Raw genomic sequence first — 18,644 nt, forward strand, 5'->3', positions numbered from 1 at the left:
CCTCACTCAAACTTTCGCTGCGGCGCGGTCTGACGACTGTGAAACAGCGGGGCACCCTGCGGTGCGGCGGTTTCATTCGGCGCGGCAATCCAGCCGCGCATCCAGTCGATGACCGTTTCAGCGTTGACCTGGGTCAGATTGTCGAGAATTTCCTCGCCCTCACTGACCCACGCCGTCTGCCAATTGAATTGCAAAAGACATGCCACAAGCTCGGCCGGAACCGGTTCATGTTCCGGGCTGCACAACATCAGCTGCACATCCATCCCGGTCCAGCCTTGCAAAACCGTTTCCAGCGTCCGGCGGCCGTATACCGTCGGCAGAACCAACACGCCCTTGTCGCCGTCATGTTCGAATTTATGCGCGTATTCGCGCGCGTGTTCGGCGTTGTCGGGCAACAGGACAATCTGCGATCCGGGCACGTTATCGGGCAGGTTGCGACCGACGCTTTCATCGACCAACGATACCGTCAGCCCCAGCAATTCCGCCTTGGAAGCCAGAAAAGCCGCATCGGCGCGCGCTTCCGATCCCATCACGTAAAAGGCGGGTTTTTCTTCGCCGGCATCCAGCTTGCGGGTGGCCAGCCGGATCGCGGCCAATGCCTTTTGCCGCATATCGGGCCCGGCCAGCCAAAACCGCCCTGCCCCCAATGCTTCGGTCGGGCGTTCCGGCACTAGGCTCGACACGATCGCCTTGCTCAGCCCGATCAGTTGAAAACTGCGGTCGAAATAATCCAGGTCTTCGTTTACCGCCTCGATCACATGCGGCGCCAGCGCCGGGATCGGAATGTCAAAGGCCCCCAGCCCGATCACCCGCGATTCCGGTATTGGCATTTCCCGCTCTGATCTCGCATCGGGTCGTTTATCCGGCACCGGTTCGTGCTTCTGTTCTGGCTGCGGCTGCGGCATCGGTTCAGCCCCGGGGCGACGATCTTCGGGCGCAGGGCGCAGATCGGTTTCGGGCTCTGGCAGCGGTGGCAGTGGCGGTTCCGAAGGCGTCATGCCTTCCGCCGCTTGTCGCGCCGCCGTGACCAATGCGTCGACCTTGTCTTCTTCCAGCCGCCGTTTCAGCAGCGCCTCGAAAGTCGATGGCGCGGTTTCCAGCAAAGACTTGCTGTCAGAAGCAGACGCGATCACCGCGTCCGCCTCAAGCTGACCGGCCTGCTGTTTGTCGGCCTTTTCGGTTTCGTCTTCCAGCGTGGCTTCGATTTCGACCATGCCATTGCGTCGGGTGGTCGACAGGATCAGGGCATCCGGTCCCAATTGCCGGACCACTTCATCCATGGCCATGCTGCTATCCGCAGCGCGAATGATGATGGTTTTGCTCATTCGATCCTCTCCTATTGATCCATGTTCGGCACGGCGTCATGACCGCCGATGGTGGACACGACTTCGATCCGGCGACCTTCGGGCAATTCGTCCAGCCCCAGCACAACGCAATCCAGCGCATGCATCCGGGTAAAGGCGGCCAGCGGACGGCGTAGGGCGCTGGCCACGATGACGATCGGGTGACGGCCTTCAGCGGCCAGTTGTTCGCTGATCTGCGACAGCCCGCCGACGATTTTCTCGGCCAGCGCATTATCGACCATCAGGGTGGCCCCACCCTGCGGGATCGACCGCAGCAACAGTTGTTCCAATTCCGGGCTCAGCGTGATCAGCGGCAAAGGCTGGTTGACCGGCACGATCTGTTGCAGCATCTGCGGCACCAAAGACGGGCGCAGCCGTTCGGCCATTTCCATCGGGGCCATGCCCATCCCGGAAATATCAGCCAACCCTTCCAGAATGCGGCGCAGATCGCCCACCGGAATACGTTCGGTCAACAAGTGGCGCAAAACCGATGTCAGCGTGTGCAGCGGCACCAGTTTAGGCACCACGGTTTCGATCAATGTCGGCGCCACGCGTTGCAGAATGTCCAGCAAGGTCTGCACATCATCCGGCCCGATCAATTTATCCGCATGGGCGTAAATCATCTGGCTCAGATGGGTTGCAACCACGGATTCGGGCTCCACCACCACGTGATCGTCGGCTTCCGCTTCGGCCTGCTGATGCGGCATGATCCACACCGCATCCATGCCAAAGCTGGGGTCGGTGCATTCGATGCCCTTCAGCTTGCGCTTGGACATGCCGCCGGGCAGCGCCAGCTTGCGATCGGGGTAAACGCTGTCTTCGCCCACGATGGCCTGACCGATTCTCAGACGGTACTGGTTCGATTGCAGATTGAGATCGTCGCGGATGCGCACCCCCGGCACCACGAAGCCCATCGCCTTGGACGCGTCGCGCCGCACCCCGGTGACCGAGGCCACCAGCGGGCTGGTGTCGCCGCCATCGATCAGCGGGATCAGACCATAACCGATCTGGATCGAAATCGGCGCGTAATCGGTGACATCCTTGGCGGTGATCGTAGCCGACGGTTTGTCCGCCTCGACCTGGTCCTTGCGTTCGGCAACCGCTTGTTCCTGTTCGGCGTCCGCGGCCTGCTGCGCGTCGCGCTTCTTGGCGAACCAGGCTGCAGCACCGGCTGCTGCCGCCGCCGTCAGGAACATCATGTTGGGCATGCCCGGCACCATGCCCAGAATGCCCAGAACCGCCGCCACCGGAACCCAGGCGCGCGAAATATTCATCTGTGATCCGATATGGCTGGCCATATCGGCGGTGGACGACACCCGCGTGACGATGATCGCGGTGGCAATCGACAGCAGCAGCGACGGGATCTGCGCCACCAAGCCATCCCCGATCGACAGCAGAACATAATTCTGTGCCGCGTCCGCGATCCCCATCCCGTGCTGGGCGGTGCCGATGATGATGCCACCGATGATATTGGCGGCCAGAATGATAATCCCGGCAACCGCATCGCCCTTGACGAATTTCGACGCCCCGTCCATCGCGCCGTAAAAATCGGCCTCGGTGGCGACATCGGCGCGGCGCACCCGGGCTTCTTCCGACGTCAGGATACCGGCATTCAAATCGGCGTCGATTGCCATCTGCTTGCCCGGCATCGCGTCCAGCGTGAACCGCGCCGACACTTCCGATACCCGGCCCGCGCCCTTGGTGATCACCATCAGGTTGATCACCATAAGAATGACGAAAACCACCAACCCCACGGCAAAGTTGCCGCCGATCACGAAGGCGCCGAAGGCTTCGATCACCTTGCCCGCCGCACCCGACCCGCTGTGACCATCGGTCAAAACGATCCGGGTCGAGGCCACGTTTAGTGCCAGCCGCAACACCGTCGCGATCAGCAACACGCTGGGAAAGCTGGAAAAATCCATCGGCCGGTAGGAATGCAACGACACCATCAGCACCAACAGCGCCAACAGGATATTAAAGACGAAAAACACATCCAGCAGCAACACCGGCAATGGCAGCACCATCATCGCCACCACCGCCAGGATTCCAAACGGCAATGTCATGCCACCGGCCCGGTTCAGCATCTGACGCGATGCGCTTGGTCCCATATTGGCGCTGAACTCAGCCATATATCTGTATGCCTTCACTAGAATGCGGGGCGAACGACCGCGGTTACTGAAAGGAAATGCAAATCCCGTGCCAGACCGGACAAACGAATTTTCTTTTCTTCAAAGCGTCGGAACCGACCTTGGCACGTTGCTTGCAAACCTCAGGCCAAAGCCCTGTTCGCATTCGAGGAGTAAACCCGATGTTCCATAAGAACCCTGCCCTGCCGGTGATCGGTACTGCGCTGACCGTTGCCATGACGCTCGCGGGCTGCGCCGGACCGCGCAGCGCGGTGCAATCGCTGCCCTCGTCAGCGGCGCAATCGACCGAAGCGCTGGCGGTGACAAAGGACAATCTCGACGCGCTGTCGGGCAAACAGGTCGCACCGATGAATGCCATCGGTGACATGTTCAAACCGGCCCCCGCGCCGGTACAGATCACCGGGGTCGGCTATTCCCAGATCAGCGCCCAACCCGGCAAGACACTGAACGAACGCCGCTTGATGGCGATGCGGGCGGCGCGGTTGGACGCGATGCGCGACCTGACCGAACAGATCCACGGGATGCAGCTCAGCTCGAACACCACCATCCGCGATTCCGTCATCCGCAGCGACACCATGCGCGGCGTCGTCGATGGTGAAATCCGCGGCGCCAAGACCCTGCGCATCATTCCCAAGGATTCCGACAGCTTTCAGGTCATTCTGGCGCTCGAACCCGATACCGTCGCCTATATCCTGCGGGCGGCCCGCGGTCGGGTGTAAATCATGAAACGCTGGCCGCTCACCCTGCTTCTGGCGCTGATCTATCTGATCGGCCTACCGCTTGCGGCCTCCGCTCAGGCGGTCTGGGTCGAAGTGATCGGCCACGCCGTCGCGGCCAACGCCAAGGACAAGCCCGCCGCGCGTCGCCGTGCGCTGGCCGATGCACTGATCGCGGCCGGCATGGCCGGCGGCGTCAGCATGAAAGGCCATACCGTGGTTGATCGGGGCCGCGTGGTGCGCGACCTGACCATGATGCGCGCCGCCGGGCGGGTGCTGCGCTATGACAATCTAGGCGAAGCCTGGGGCGGCAATACCATTCAGATCCGCCTGCGCGCGCTGGTCGCGCCGCTCGAAGGGCCCGCTTGCGGGGCCCGCCGTCATCTGGTGCTGGTGGCGCTGCCGCCCGATATCCGGGTATCGCCCAACGCCCCCGCCTGGGCGGCGCAACTGGGGGCCGAACTGTACAACGACGCGCTGGCGCGGCTTGATCGCAAACGCTCGGTCACGCTCGACAAGGTGCTGGCGCGGGGGCAGAAACCGATTTCCAGCACCAAGAACACCTCGATGTCCTATGCCTCCCTGACCCGCGGCGATGTCCGGCTGCAAGGCGGTGATACCCAATTGGCGACCTGGTTCGACATCAATACCGAATATGGCGATGGCAAAGGCCGTCAACTGGTGATACGGGTGCAGATTCAACTGATCGAAGGCACCGGCCAGATCACCGAACGCACCCTGTCCAACGCGGTGAAAATCCCCGGCTCCGGCCCGATCTCCTCGGCTCTGGGTGCAAAGCGCCCCAAGTTGAAATCCCAACTGGCCAAGGGCTATAGCGAAATACTCGAAGGGCTGATCGATCTGGCCACCTGTACCCCGGTCGCGGCCCATGTGGTCCGTTCGGGCGGCAAGCTCAGCGTGCCGGTCGGCAGCCGTCAGGGGCTGACCCGCGGCGCATTGGCCTTCACCGAAAACCCCGCTTCGGATTTCGAGGCGCTAGAAATCATCAAACTGGGCCGCGACAGCGCGGTGCTGCGCCCGCTCGACCCGGCGATGAACACCTCCGTCTTCGATGGCCGCATGGTGCGTTTCGTGGATGCGGGCAAATGAACATTGCACGCGCCCTGACGCTGGCGCTGACGCTGGCCGCCACAACCGCCACGGCCACGCCCGATGGCGGCACGGGTCCGGCCTATCCCGACGGTATCGGCGGCGCTGACCTTACGCATCTGCTCGGCACCGCGCTGCAAAAGCGTGGCCTGTCGGCCGGGGGCAACATGTCGGCCGCCCGCAGCTTCCCGCCGTGTGATCACACCCCCGAAATCAGTCCGTCAAACGGATCCTGGGCGCTGATCCGGCTCAGCTGTAGCGCGCCGCGCCCCTGGATTCGCCACCTGCGCACCGATGCCCGTCCGGGCCCCACCCTGCGCGGCCCCCGCCCCGCCGCACCGGCCAAGACCGGCACGATGATCGCCACCCTCAGCCGCAGCCTGAAACGCGGTTCGGTGATCACCCAAGACGACATCGCCATGGTCCCCGCGGGCTCCGGCGCGGCGCTTGGCACCTTCACCGACCCTGCCGACCTGATTGGCCGCCGTTTGGTGACAAATGTTGCAGGGGGGCGCAAAATTCAGGCGCGGCAACTGGAACAAAATTGGCTGATCACCCGCGACACGCCGGTCGCAATCAGATTCAGCAACAGCGCAATATCGATTAATATGCCGGGAATTGCCTTGGAAAACGGGCAGTTAGGCGAACTAATCAAAATCAGAAACAGCTCCAGTGGTCGCGTTCTCCGCGCCATCGTCGCCGGACCGCAGAAAGTGCAGATAATTGCTAAAACCAACTGAATCCCCGCCGTTAGTATATGCGAGAAATGACACTCATCGGACAGGAGAGAGAGCTATGGTCGATCCGATCAAAATATCGTCCAACGCTTCAGCCACACGGCCTGTAACATCTGGTGCATCAGGGGCGAAAGCTTCGCCTGCTGCGCCTCAGAAAGCTGCGTCGGTTGCGGGGGCAAATACCGACGAAGTTAAACTGAGCGCAACCGCCAGTTCAGTGCCAAGCGAGCTGAAGGCTGGACCGCCGTTTGACACAGAAATGGTCAATCGCATCAAGGGCCAGTTGTCGGAGGGAAATTATCCCGTCGACGTGGAAAAGATCACAGACAGTTTGTTTCAGGGCTATCTGGAACTCGCAGGCTAACTGACTAAGGACGAATTCATGACCACCGTTCAAATGATCCATCTCGGGGCCAGCGTCCTTCTTCTTGCAGCGGCTTTCGTGGTTCTGGGCTATCGCTTCAAGCTGCGCAAAGCCTATGCAACGCGTAACCGTTCAACGGTCGATCTGCTCGACGCGCTCGAAGACCGGCTTGACAGCCAGTTCCGGGCGCAGACCGCACTGATCGGCGATCAGAACAAAAAGATGGCCAAGATCGCCAACCAAGTCACCACCCTTGCGGATGAACGGCTGGTGGAACAGGCGATTTCGATCGCCCGTATGGGCGGCGACCCTGAACATATCAGCACCTCGGTCGGGTTAAGCCTGGACGAAGCGCGTACGCTGCACCGCTACCGGCAGAACTGATTAACCTACAAATCACTGCTGCATGAAGGGCCGGTTTTCCGGCCCTTTTTCGCGTCTGCCCCTGCGGGACGGCACGACCTGAGCCACAGGGACCGGCAGAGGGGCCGCGGGTCAGTGCAATCTTCGCTGCACCGTTTCGGTCAGATCGGTCAACGAAAACGGCTTCGGCAAATAGGTCGAATTGGGGATTTCCCCTTGATCGCTGTCCAGCGCATCCTCGGCATAGCCTGAAATGAACACCACCCGCACTTCGGGCCGGGTTTTCAGCGCCTCGCGCACCCAGGTCGGGCCATCCTTGCCCGGCATGATCACATCGGTCACGAACAGATCGACGCGCAGATTGGGGTCTGCCAGCATCTCCAGCGCTTCTTCACCATTGCCCGCCTCGATCACGCAATAGCCGCGCAACCTGAGCGCACGCGACGCGAAAGCGCGCACCGGCGCTTCGTCTTCGACCAGCAGGACAACCGCGTCGCCATGGATCAACGCCGGGGGCTCGGCGGGGATGGTTTCCGGCTTTGTCTCGGGCTCGGTTTCGTCGCGGAAATAGACCGGGAACATCAACGTAAACGTGGTGCCGCGCCCGACTTCGCTGTCGATAAACACATAGCCGCCGCTTTGCTTGACGATGCCGTAAACCGTCGACAGGCCCAATCCGGTGCCTTCGCCCGGCCGTTTGGTGGTGAAAAACGGTTCGAACACTTTCTTGCGCTTGTCCGCCGCGATACCGCACCCGTCATCGGACACCTCTATCGTCAGATACTCCCCCGCCGGGATCACAGCCCGGTCGCGTTCCATCGGTTCTTCCAACGCCTTATTGCAGGCTTCAATGCGGATTTCCCCCCCCCTCGGCATCGCATCGCGCGCGTTGACCACCAGGTTCATCAACACCTGTTCCAACTGCCGCCGATCCGCCCGGATGGTCCAAGGGGCCGGGTCATGGCGCAGCACCAGGTTGATCTTTTCCCCCACCAAACGGTTCAGCAGATGAGTCAGATCGGCCAGCGCGTTGCGAATGTCGATTTCGACCGGGCGCAGCGTCTGCTTGCGCGAAAACGCCAGCAATTGACCGACCAGCGCCGCCGCGCGGTTGGAATTCTGACTGATCTGAACCAGATCGGCATAATCGGGATCACTGTTTTCATGACGCAACAGTAACAGATCGCAATGGCCCGAAATCGCGGTCAGCAAGTTGTTGAAATCATGCGCGATACCACCCGCCAATTCGCCAATGGCCTGCATCTTCTGGCTTTGCACGAATTGCGCTTCAAGGCTCTTTAGTTCGGTCGCATCATGCAAAACTGCAATCAACGCATTGCCCTTGGGGTCCAGGATCCGGTTCAGCGATATTTGTACGAACACGTCATGATCGGCCCGTTTCACCCGCAGGAATTCGGTGTTGTTCAATCCGTCCCCCGCCGCTGCTGCCGCCAACCAATCCACGATCGGGCGGCCCAACCCCGTGACCAGTTGCGGCAATTTCAGATCGTCGTCATCGTCCATGCATAACAGATCCCGCGCCAACCGGTTCGACCGCAGGATGGTGCCATCGCTGCCCAACCGCAGCACCGCCACCGGCAAGCCGTCAAAGGCGGCCTTGCCCGCATCAATGACCTGTTCTTCGTGGATCATCGGCAGGAAATAAACTTCCCGCTGGGCCCCGTGATGTTCCACTTCGTGGATCAGGCAATTGCGCGGCCCATCGGCCGATAGCGCCATGTTAAACCCGCCATCGCGCAGCGGCATATTGGGGAAAACGCTGCTCAGCGCCCGGGCCCGTTCGCCAACGAAATTTCGCGCGGCGTCGTTCATGAACAGGATCGTGTTGCCGCGCCCCACCGTCAGCATCGGCAATCCCGATCCGCTATGCGCCCGCGCCGGACCTATTCCGATATCTTCGATCCGCCACAGATAGCCGCCCGCCTCCATCCGGTGCACATTCAGCCGGATATGCCCTTTGCGGGTCACGATATCGTCGCTGGCGGTCTTCGCGACCTTGGCCTTTTGCTGCAACTGCGACAGGATCGCCGCCGGATGGGCAAAGACATCCTGCAACAGCGCTTCAATCGTGTCCGCCTTCGGCACGTCATACTGACGCCGCGCCGCCGGATTCAGATACAGCAGACGGCCCAGTTCGTCGGCAACGAAACTGGCTGCGATATCATGTTCGACGAAATCGGTAATATGGGTCAACATCCGGCGCCGGGACCGGGCCCGGATCCACTGCGCCAGCCCGATCATCAGCAGCGCCCACAGGATCGATGCCCCCGCAGCCGCCAGCACCGCGCCATAGATCGACCCGTTCATCGCCACCGCCACCGCAAGACACCCCAGCGCCAGCCCCAGCAACGCAATGCCGGTGCCCCGGTATCGAGCGATCCCGCGGACCGAACCGCCGGTCATGGATAGCGATTGCAACACGTCAGCTCTCGTTCTGATTCTTCTCCCGCATTAGGCGCTGAGAGAAATTAATCGACGATTAACCCGAAATATTGCTACCTTTGATTGCATCAAAGCCCGGACCAGTCAAGCAAGACAAGAAAAACCCGTCGCCTTCCGCCCCCGGCAGCCATTGGCGGCGCAGGGTCTCGGTCCAGCCGGGATGCCGTTTCAAAAAATCCGTGACCTGATCGCCGTTTTCGCATTCAAGCAGCGAACAGGTGGCATAGGCCAATACCCCGTTTGCCGCCACCAGCCCCGCCGCCTGATCAAGAATATCGCGCTGCATCTCGGTCAGTTGCTGCAACTGCGCGGCGCTCAGCCGCCATTTGCCATCCGGGGCCCGGCGCCAACTGCCGCTGCCCGAACAGGGCGCATCGCACAGCACCAGATCGAAATCACCCTGCACATCTCCGGCAGGCAGCAGCGCAACTTCGACCCCGGCCCGCACCGCCCGATCGGGCAAATCGCGCAACCGGCCCTCATTGATGTCATGGGCGCTGAACCGCGCGTCAACCCGACCCGCCATCGCCAATGTCTTGCCGCCACCCCCGGCGCAATAATCCAGCACCCGCAGACCATCGGTCAGCGGCAAAGCATCGACCACCGCTTGGCTGGCCCCATCCTGCAATTCCACCAAACCGGTCTGAAACGCCTGCGACAGCGCCACTTTGCGCGCACCGGTTTCCACCAACAGCGCGGTATCGGACATCTCGACCGGGTGGGTTTCGATCCCTTCAGCGCTCAGCGCCGCGCGGGCTTGCGCGATGTCGCTTTTGCGCAGGTTCACCCGCAACATCACCGGCGCGCGCGTCTGCTGCGCCAGCGCTGCCGCCTCGGCCTGCGCGCCCAGACTGTCGCGCCAGATCGGTTCCAACCAGTCAGGTAAATCCAGCGCCGCCGCACCTTGCGCCGCATCACCGGAAACCAACTCAGCCTCGCTCAGCGGGTCGGGCGCATGGCCCTGACCGGAAAACAGATCCGCGATTTCAAGCTGCTGCGCCCGTGCCATGCCGATCATCAAGCCGCGCCCGGTCAATGCCCCGCCCAGCGCGGCATAGGACCGTTTGCACCGGATCGCATCGAACACGTGATCGCGGATCGCGGCGCGGTCCTTGGACCCGGCAAACCGCGACCGCCGCGCCCAGCCGGTCAAAGCCTTTTCCGCTGCCTCGCCATCAAGCCAGAGTTCAAGGATTTCCGCAGCGGCCTGTATCCGCGCCCCCGGTGTCATGGCGCGCTCGTTTCAAAACCCGGCCGCAAACGGTGCAACCGGACGCCCCGAAAGGGTTTCATCCCATGCGCCGCCATATGGTCATGCTTTGCCATCATCCGATCCGGTAATTCGGGCTTTCGCGGGTGATACGCACGTCATGCACGTGACTTTCCTTCAACCCCGACCCGGTGATGCGGACAAATTCGCAATTTTTGCGCATCTCCGCCACGGTGGCACAGCCGGTGTATCCCATCGCCGCGCGCAAACCGCCGACCAATTGGTGAACCACTGCCCCGGCCGATCCCTTATAGGGCACCTGACCTTCGATCCCTTCCGGCACCAGCTTGTCGCTGGCCGCGTCTTTCTGGAAATACCGATCAGCCGAGCCGCGCGCCATCGCGCCGAGGCTGCCCATGCCGCGATAGGATTTGAACGACCGGCCCTGATACAGGATCACTTCGCCCGGGCTTTCGTCGGTGCCCGCGATCATGCTGCCAACCATGGCACAGGACGCGCCCGCTGCAATCGCCTTGGCGAAATCGCCGGAAAACTTGATCCCGCCATCGGCGATGACCGGCACGTCACCCGCCGCACGGGAGCAATCCATGATTGCGGTCAATTGCGGCACGCCAACACCGGCGACCATGCGGGTGGTACAGATCGACCCCGGCCCGATCCCGACCTTGATCGCATCGGCCCCGGCATCGATCAGCGCCCGGGTGGCATCGCCGGTGGCAACGTTGCCAGCGATCACCTGCACCGCATTCGATTGCGACTTGATCCGCCTGACCGCCTCAAGAACACCTGCCGAATGACCATGGGCGGTATCGACCACCACCACATCAACCCCGGCATCGATCAACGCTTCGGAGCGGGCAAATCCCGCATCCCCCACCGAAGACGCCGCCGCGACCCGCAACCGGCCCAGATGGTCCTTGCAGGCGGTGGGGTTCAACACCGCCTGTTCGGTATCGCGCAGCGTCAGCAGCCCGGTCAAACGCCCCTGCCCGTCATGCACCAGCAGCTTTTCGATCCGCCGTTCCTTCATCAGGTTCTTGGCCTGTTCCAGATCCGCCGGTTCCGCCAGCATCGCAAGGTTGTCCGCCGTCATCATCGCCTGAACCGGCGTATCGTCAGAAGACGCAAAGCGCATGTCGCGGTTGGTCAGGATACCCAACACCTTGCCCGCCTTGTCCACCACCGGGAAACCGGTGAAATTATACCGCTCGATCATCGCCTTGGCATCGGCCAGCGTCTGATCTGCGCGCAGTGTGACCGGATTATAGACGATACCGGATTCGAACCGTTTGACCCGGCGCACTTCCTTGGATTGCTCATCCACCGTCAGGTTCTTGTGGATCACCCCCATGCCACCGGCCTGCGCCATGGCAATCGCCATCCGCGCTTCGGTCACAGTATCCATCGCCGAACTCAGCAGCGGGATATTAAGGTCAATCGTATTGGTCACCCGGGTCCGTGTATCGGCCGTAGACGGCAGAACGCTGGACGCAGCGGGAACAAGCAGGACATCATCGAAGGTCAGGGCCTCACGAATCTCCATTTGGCATCTCCATGGACAGATCGTTTGGCGCTCCCCTATTGCATGGATAAGACCCAAGGGAAAGCCCTATTCAACCTTGCCGCCGCGTCCCATCGCCCCCAATCTGTCGGAAACCGCAAAAGGAAAACCAGATGACCAAACACGGCTATGAAAGCGGGCGGCTCGACCTGCCCTTCGTCGGCATCGCCACTTTCGGCAAACGCCCCTATCAGCCCGATTGGGACGCGCTCGATACCGATGTCGCCATCATCGGGGCCCCGTTCGACGCGGGCACCCAATGGCGTTCGGGTGCGCGGTTCGGTCCGCGTGCGGTGCGCGAAGCCTCGACGCTCTTTAGCTTCGGTCATGCTGGCGCCTATGATCACGAAGACGATGCCACCTACCTGCCCGGTTCGGTACGGATCACCGATATGGGCGACGCCGATATCGTCCATACCGACACCACCGGCAGCCATGCCAATATCGAAACCGCCGTCCGCGCGGCGCTGAAGGCCGACGCCCTGCCGGTGGTGATCGGGGGCGATCATTCGATCAACATTCCCTGCATCAATGCCTTTGACGATCAGGACGATTTCCACATCCTGCAAATCGACGCCCATCTCGATTTCGTCGATGAACGCCACGGCGTCCGGTTCGGACACGGCAACCCGATGCGCCGCGCGGCGGAAAAACCCTATGTGACCGGGCTGACCCAGGTCGGCATCCGCAACGTGTCGTCGACCGCGAAAGAAGGCTATGACGCCGCCCGCGCGATGGGATCGGACATCCTGTCAGTGCGCCAGGCCCGCAAACTGGGGTCACAAGCCGTGGCCACCCGCATCCCCAAAGGCGCACGGGTCTATATCACCATCGATATCGACGGCTTCTGCCCTTCGATCGCACCGGGCACCGGCACGCCCAGCCATGGCGGCTTTCTTTATTACGAAGTGCTGGAAATCCTGCAACAGGTGGCGCGTGATCACGACGTGATCGGCCTCGATCTGGTTGAAGTGGCCCCCGATTACGACCCCACCGGATCAACCGCGATCCTTGCCGCGCAATTGCTGCTCAACACGCTGGGATTCATTTTCCACGAACGCGGTTTTCGTTGAACCAACACAGCATAGCATAGCGCCCGCCCGTTGGGGCGGGTGTCCTGCTCGCCGCAGAAGCCACCCCGAAAATGACGCGCCCCGACCCTGAATTGCCGTTCCGCGCCTCCCGCCCGGCATGGCACGCCCTATGCTGGTCCCACGCGAACCAGGCATGACCTCGATATGAACAGCAATCCCGCCGATCCCCTCGTCATCTTCACCCCCTCGGGCAAGCGTGGCCGCTTTGCCAAAGGCACCCCGGTGCTGACCGCGGCGCGCCAACTCGGGGTTGATCTCGATTCCGTCTGTGGTGGTCGTGGCATCTGTTCCAGATGCCAGATCACCCCGGCCTTCGGCGATTTCCCAAAGCACGGGGTCACGGTCAAACCTGACGCGCTGTCGGACTGGAACGCGGTCGAACAGCGCTACAAGGACAAGCGCGGACTGATCCAGGGCCGTCGTCTGGGCTGTCAGGCCACCATTCAGGGCGATGTGGTCATTGATGTCCCCCCCGAAAGCCAAGTCCACAAACAAGTGGTGCGCAAAGAAGCCACCGTCCGCGCCATCGTGATGGACCCAGCCACCCGGCAGTATCTCGTCGACGTGGCCGAACCCGACATGCACGATCCCACCGGCGATCTGGAACGGCTGAAACGGGCGCTCTGCGACCAATGGCAGATCGACGACCTGTGCGCCGATCTGGCGGTGCTGGCCAAATTGCAACCGGCCCTGCGCAAGGGAAACTGGCAAGTCACCGTCACGCTGTTTCAGGACCATCGCGGCGGCCCGGCGCAATTGCTCGACATCTGGCCGGGGTTTCACGACGCCGGATTATACGGCCTCGCCATCGATCTCGGCTCGACCACCATCGCGGCGCATCTGTGCGATCTGACCGACGGTCAGGTGCTGGCCTCGTCGGGGGTGATGAACCCGCAGATCCGCTTTGGCGAAGACCTGATGAGCCGGGTATCCTACGCGATGATGAATCCCGGCGGCGCGGCCGACATGACCACCGCCGTGCGGATGGCCCTGAACGGTCTGGTGCAGGGGCTGACCACCGAAACCGGCATCGATCCGGCGCTGATCTACGAAGCGGTCCTTGTCTGCAACCCGGTGATGCATCACTTGGCTCTGGGTCTCGACCCGGTCGAACTGGGCCAGGCCCCTTTCGCGCTGGCCACGTCCGATTCCATCGCCCTGCCCGCAACCCAGCTTGATCTGACCACGCTCAACGACAGCGCGCGGGTCTATATCCTGCCCTGCATCGCTGGTCATGTCGGGGCCGATGCCGCCGCCGTGGCGCTGGCCGAAGAACCGCAAAAATCCGAAGACCTCGTTCTGATCGTCGATGTCGGCACCAATGCCGAATTGCTGCTGGGCAACAAAACCCGCGTTCTGGCCTGTTCCTCGCCCACCGGCCCCGCCTTCGAAGGCGCTCAGATCAGTTCCGGCCAACGCGCCGCCCCCGGTGCGATCGAACGGGTGGAAATCGACCCGGTGACGAAAACCCCGCGATTCCGCATCATCGGGATCGACATCTGGTCAGACGATCCCGGCTTCGCCGAAGCCGCCGCCGCGACCGGCATCACCGGCATCTGCGGTTCGGGCATCATCGAAGCGGTCGCCGAAATGCGCATGGCCGGCATTCTCGATGGCTCCGGCCTGATCGGATCGGCGGACCAGACCGGCACGCCGCGCTGCATCGCCCAAGGCCGCACCCACGCCTATACGCTTTGGGATGGCAGCCCGGATGGCGGCCCGCTGATCACCGTGACCCAAGGCGACATCCGCGCCATCCAGCTGGCCAAATCGGCGCTTTATGCCGGGGCGCGGCTGTTGATGGATGAAATGGGCGTCGACAAGGTGGACCGCGTGGTGCTGGCCGGGGCCTTTGGGGCCCATATTTCGCCCAAACACGCGATGGTGCTGGGGATGATCCCCGATGTGCCGCTGGACAAGGTGCAAAGCGCGGGCAACGCCGCCGGCACCGGCGCGCGCATCGCCTTGTGCAACACCGCGGCGCGGGCTGAAATCGAACGGGTGGTGCATCAGATCACCAAGGTCGAAACCGCGATCGAACCGCGCTTTCAGGACCATTTCGTCGCGGCCAGCGCGATCCCCCACGCCATTGATCCATTCCCCGAACTGGCGCAGGTCGTCACCCTGCCCGATATCAGCTTCAACACCGGCAGCGACGGCGCGGGTGGCGGTCGACGCCGCAGACGCCGGGGCTGACGCCCCCCCCGACCAAGCCTCAAGCGCGCGCCCTTTTTCGCGTTTGCCATCTTGACGCCACGCGGCCCATTGGCTACCTCATCCGGCACAGGCGGGTGTAGCTCAATGGTAGAGCAGTAGCTTCCCAAGCTGATGACGAGGGTTCGATTCCCTTCACCCGCTCCAAAATGCCGCGCGAAGATATCGTTTATACAAAACAAACGAAAATTCAGGCCCCCCTCCCGATCTGCCCCCGTTTTTTGCGTCGCTGAACCGATACAGCCATACGCCCATTGGCGCATGGCCCGGCGTCAGGCTTTTGACCATTGTAGCTCTGCAAGATACGCGGCCCTACAACATCATAAGAAACGATTGAACGACCTATCAGTGACCGCTTAAAAAATAATTGCCTTCGCCTAATGTCGCATCTATAAATATTATTGTCCGACATTAATGGGAAGAGCATCCATGACACATGCCTTTGAAATCTCATCCCGCCCAAACCTGCCAGGGCTGGATTGGGACCGCTTGGACACCTACCTGAATAACCAAGGTCGTTCTCTGGATGCCAACGTCGCGCCTCACAGGTTTTCAGCCGGTTACGGAAACATGAATTTCCTCCTTCGCATTGACGGCGAAAATGTTGTGCTGAGGCGTCCTCCATTAGGTCCAGTGCCTCCGGGCGCAAACGATATGGCGCGCGAATTTCGGATACTCTCGCATTTGCACAGCGCATTGCCGCTGGTTCCGAATGCCAAGCTGTTTTGCGCGGATCCCGCCATCATCGGCGCACCGTTTTTCGTGATGGAATACCGGCCCGGCCTCGTCATCAGCGATGAAATTACGTCCGACACTATTGAAAAATGGGCTGATCCCGGCCCGATCGGGCGGCATCTGGGGGACAGGATCGTCGGTGTTCTGGCGGACCTGCACGCAGTGGATGTGGATGCTTGCGGACTTGGCGATCTTGGTCGGCCTGACGGCTTCATCGCGCGCACTCTGCGCGGCTGGGCCAAACGCGCGCACCTGAGTTGGGTCGACACGACCCCGCCGGACCTCATTGCTTTGCTGGACTGGCTGGACAAACATCAAACGACGCAAACGAACCGGTCAACCTTGATCCACAACGATTTCAAGCTCGATAATATCATTCTAGATCCCGACACGCTGGCCCCCCGCACCCTGATCGACTGGGATATGGGAACGCTGGGCGATCCGCTCTACGATCTCGCCGTGCTGCTCAGCTATTGGACCGAACCAACAGACCCCGAAGCCATGCACCAGTTGCGGCAGATGCCCACGGCGGGCCACGGTTTTCCCACACGCGAACAGGTGGCGGATCAATATGCCAAGATCAGCGGCCGGGATTTGCAGGGTTTCACCTTCTACCGCGTATTGGCCGCTCTGCGGCTCGCCGTAGTCTTTCAACAGCTTTACCGCCGGTACGAAACCGGCGGGACCGATGACCCTAAATACGCCAATTTTGACACCCTCGCCCTTGGCCTTCTGCGCTTTGGCATGGATGTCGCCAATGGCCACCACTTCTGACAAGGACTGCTCATGATTGCCTTTGACCCAACCCCCGAACAGGACGCGCTGCGCGCCCGCATCGAAACCTTTGTCATGGACAAGATCGCGCCGTATGAAAAAGACCCGCGCAATACAGCCCACGGCCCGACCGAGGAATTGCGCATCGAACTCAACGGCTTGGCGCGCGACGCCGGACTGTTTACACCGCATGTGCCCGAACGCTGGGGCGGTATGGGACTTGATCATGTCAGCATGGCGATTGCGTTTGAAGCCTGCGGCCTGTCGCCCCTTGGCCCCATCGCGATGCACTGCGCCGCCCCGGATGAGGGCAACATGAACCTGCTCGACAAAGTGGCGACCGAAGCACAGAAAGAACGCTGGCTGAAGCCCTTTGCCGCCGGTGACTTCCGCTCCTGTTTCTCGATGACCGAACCTTGGGGGGCCGGTGCCGATCCGTCGGCGATGAAAACCAAGGCACGCTATGACGGCGACGACTTCGTGGTAAACGGCATCAAATGGCTGATCACCGGCGCCAAGGGCGCGGGATTTACCATCATCTTCTGCGATGTCGAAGCTGACGGCGACAAACCCGGCGGGCCGACGATGCTGATCTCGGACATGGATGCGCCGGGGATCGAACTGTCGCGCGAATTGGACACGCTCGACAGTTCTTTCACCAATGGCCACTGGGAAGTGACATTCAACGATCTGCGCATCCCGGCTCAAAACGTGCTGGGCGAGGTCGGCGAAGGTTTTCGCTATGTCCAGGTGCGGCTGGCCCCGGCCCGGCTGACCCATTGCATGCGCTGGCTGGGCGGCACGGTCCGGGCGCAGCGGATTGCGCTCGATTATGCCCGCAAGCGCGAGGCCTTTGGCAAACCGATCGGACGGCACGGCGAAATCGGCGCGATGCTGGCCGAAAACGAAATGGAATTGCAGCAATGCCGGTTGATGGTCTGGTGGGCCTGCGCGCTGCTCGACAAGGGTGAACACGGTCGGCACGAAAGCTCGATGGTCAAGACCTCGGTGTCCGAAGCGCTGTTCCGCGTCGCGGATCGCTGCGTGCAGGTGCTCGGCGGCATGGGGGTGACGGGCGATACGGTGGTCGAGCAAATCTTCCGCGAAACCCGTGCCTTCCGCATCTATGATGGCCCGTCCGAGGTCCATAAATGGGCAATCTCGCGTCGGATCATGAAGAACGGCTAAGCGGCTTTCTGGGGAGGAAAACAAGATGAAACGTGTCGAGATGACAAGCTATGAAACCACCAGCAAAAGCTTCGAATGGAAGCTGCCCGCTCAGTTCAACTATGGCGGCGACGTGGTGGATGCCTGGGCTATTGGAACGATCCGGAAAAGACGCAAGACACCTATCTGACGGTGGAGGACACCACATGGTTCTTGACCGGCGATATCACCAGCAAAGACGAGGACGGCTATCTGTTCTTTGGCGGGCGGGATGACGATGTGATCAATTCCTCGGGCTATCGCATCGGGCCGATGGAAGTGGAAAACGCGCTAATGGAACATCAGGCCGTGCAGGAATGCGCCGCCGTGGCCAGCCCGGACGGGACACGCGGCGAAGTGGTGAAAGCCTTCATCATCCTCAAGCCAGGCCATGCGCCGAGTGACGCGCTGGCCAAGGAATTGCAGACATTCACCAAGGCGCTGACGGCCCCCTACAAATATCCCCGCCGCATCGCCTTTGTCGATGGATTGCCCAAGACGGCGACCGGCAAGATCCAGCGCCGTCTGTTGAAGCAGCAGGAGTTCGAAGGGCAAGACGCCTGAACCGACCCGCGCCCGGGGCGAT

At 61.7% G+C, this 18,644-nt stretch carries 16 protein-coding genes and 1 tRNA gene; 12 read left to right on the top strand and 5 right to left on the bottom strand.

Annotated elements, in window-relative coordinates; translation table 11 throughout:
- Positions 1-2: 2 nt before the first annotated feature.
- Positions 3-1,325, bottom strand: a complete 1,323-nt coding sequence (locus tag TG4357_RS12325) for a hypothetical protein (RefSeq protein WP_058263207.1) — start codon at positions 1,323-1,325, stop codon at positions 3-5.
- Positions 1,326-1,336: 11 nt separating this feature from the next.
- On the bottom strand, positions 1,337-3,472 hold the full coding sequence (gene flhA, locus TG4357_RS12330) for a flagellar biosynthesis protein FlhA (protein ID WP_233487492.1): 2,136 nt from the start codon (positions 3,470-3,472) through the stop codon (positions 1,337-1,339).
- Positions 3,473-3,651: 179 nt separating this feature from the next.
- Here flhA and TG4357_RS12335 point away from each other — a divergent pair, with 179 nt between their 5' ends.
- From TG4357_RS12335 to TG4357_RS12355, 5 genes are read left to right on the top strand one after another with little or no spacing between them, the layout of a single operon-like run.
- Positions 3,652-4,209 (top strand): LPP20 family lipoprotein, encoded by a 558-nt coding sequence (locus TG4357_RS12335; RefSeq protein ID WP_058263208.1) that lies wholly within the window; start codon positions 3,652-3,654, stop codon positions 4,207-4,209.
- A gap of 3 nt (positions 4,210-4,212) precedes the next feature.
- On the top strand, positions 4,213-5,316 hold the full coding sequence (locus TG4357_RS12340; RefSeq protein ID WP_058263209.1) for a hypothetical protein: 1,104 nt from the start codon (positions 4,213-4,215) through the stop codon (positions 5,314-5,316).
- The gene (gene flgA, locus TG4357_RS12345; protein WP_058263210.1) at positions 5,313-6,056 is read left to right on the top strand and encodes a flagellar basal body P-ring formation chaperone FlgA; all 744 of its coding nucleotides are present in this window, start codon (positions 5,313-5,315) and stop codon (positions 6,054-6,056) included. Before TG4357_RS12340 ends, flgA begins: the two co-directional genes overlap by 4 nt.
- A 55-nt stretch (positions 6,057-6,111) precedes the next feature.
- Positions 6,112-6,417: a flagellar biosynthesis anti-sigma factor FlgM gene (flgM, locus tag TG4357_RS12350; protein ID WP_058263211.1), complete on the top strand. Its 306-nt coding sequence runs from the start codon at positions 6,112-6,114 to the stop codon at positions 6,415-6,417.
- 18 nt (positions 6,418-6,435) lie between these two features.
- Complete coding sequence (locus TG4357_RS12355; RefSeq protein WP_058263212.1) at positions 6,436-6,801, top strand: hypothetical protein; 366 nt, start codon at positions 6,436-6,438, stop codon at positions 6,799-6,801.
- A gap of 111 nt (positions 6,802-6,912) precedes the next feature.
- On the opposite strand, the gene TG4357_RS12360 is transcribed toward TG4357_RS12355, so the two are convergent.
- The 3 genes from TG4357_RS12360 to guaB all read right to left on the bottom strand — a co-directional run bounded on the left by TG4357_RS12360 (position 6,913) and on the right by guaB (position 12,017).
- Entirely contained in the window at positions 6,913-9,204 is a 2,292-nt protein-coding gene (locus tag TG4357_RS12360; RefSeq protein ID WP_058263213.1) for a hybrid sensor histidine kinase/response regulator, read from the bottom strand.
- A gap of 76 nt (positions 9,205-9,280) precedes the next feature.
- Entirely contained in the window at positions 9,281-10,474 is a 1,194-nt protein-coding gene (locus TG4357_RS12365) for an RsmB/NOP family class I SAM-dependent RNA methyltransferase (RefSeq protein ID WP_058263214.1), read from the bottom strand.
- Positions 10,475-10,568: 94 nt separating this feature from the next.
- Positions 10,569-12,017, bottom strand: coding sequence for an IMP dehydrogenase (gene guaB, locus TG4357_RS12370; RefSeq protein ID WP_058263215.1), 1,449 nt, complete (start codon positions 12,015-12,017; stop codon positions 10,569-10,571).
- Between the two features lie 131 nt (positions 12,018-12,148).
- On the opposite strand from guaB, the gene speB reads away from it, so the two are divergent.
- The 7 genes from speB to TG4357_RS12400 all read left to right on the top strand — a co-directional run bounded on the left by speB (position 12,149) and on the right by TG4357_RS12400 (position 18,622).
- On the top strand, positions 12,149-13,108 hold the full coding sequence (gene speB / locus TG4357_RS12375) for an agmatinase (protein WP_058263216.1): 960 nt from the start codon (positions 12,149-12,151) through the stop codon (positions 13,106-13,108).
- A gap of 165 nt (positions 13,109-13,273) precedes the next feature.
- Entirely contained in the window at positions 13,274-15,325 is a 2,052-nt protein-coding gene (locus tag TG4357_RS12380; protein ID WP_058263217.1) for an ASKHA domain-containing protein, read from the top strand.
- A gap of 91 nt (positions 15,326-15,416) precedes the next feature.
- A tRNA-Gly gene (locus TG4357_RS12385) sits at positions 15,417-15,490 on the top strand.
- Positions 15,491-15,772: 282 nt separating this feature from the next.
- Positions 15,773-16,852, top strand: a complete 1,080-nt coding sequence (locus tag TG4357_RS12390) for a phosphotransferase family protein (RefSeq protein ID WP_074646873.1) — start codon at positions 15,773-15,775, stop codon at positions 16,850-16,852.
- A 12-nt stretch (positions 16,853-16,864) separates the two neighbouring features.
- Complete coding sequence (locus tag TG4357_RS12395) at positions 16,865-18,040, top strand: acyl-CoA dehydrogenase family protein (protein WP_058263219.1); 1,176 nt, start codon at positions 16,865-16,867, stop codon at positions 18,038-18,040.
- Between the two features lie 25 nt (positions 18,041-18,065).
- Positions 18,066-18,209, top strand: a complete 144-nt coding sequence (locus tag TG4357_RS19810) for a hypothetical protein (RefSeq protein WP_233487494.1) — start codon at positions 18,066-18,068, stop codon at positions 18,207-18,209.
- Positions 18,210-18,211: 2 nt separating this feature from the next.
- Positions 18,212-18,622 carry an AMP-binding enzyme gene (locus TG4357_RS12400; protein ID WP_058263220.1) on the top strand — a complete coding sequence of 137 codons (411 nt, stop codon included), beginning with the start codon at positions 18,212-18,214 and terminating at the stop codon, positions 18,620-18,622.
- The last annotated feature ends 22 nt before the right edge of the window (positions 18,623-18,644 follow it).

The organism is Thalassovita gelatinovora, from assembly GCF_001458355.1.
In the GTDB taxonomy this organism is placed as follows: domain Bacteria; phylum Pseudomonadota; class Alphaproteobacteria; order Rhodobacterales; family Rhodobacteraceae; genus Thalassobius; species Thalassobius gelatinovorus.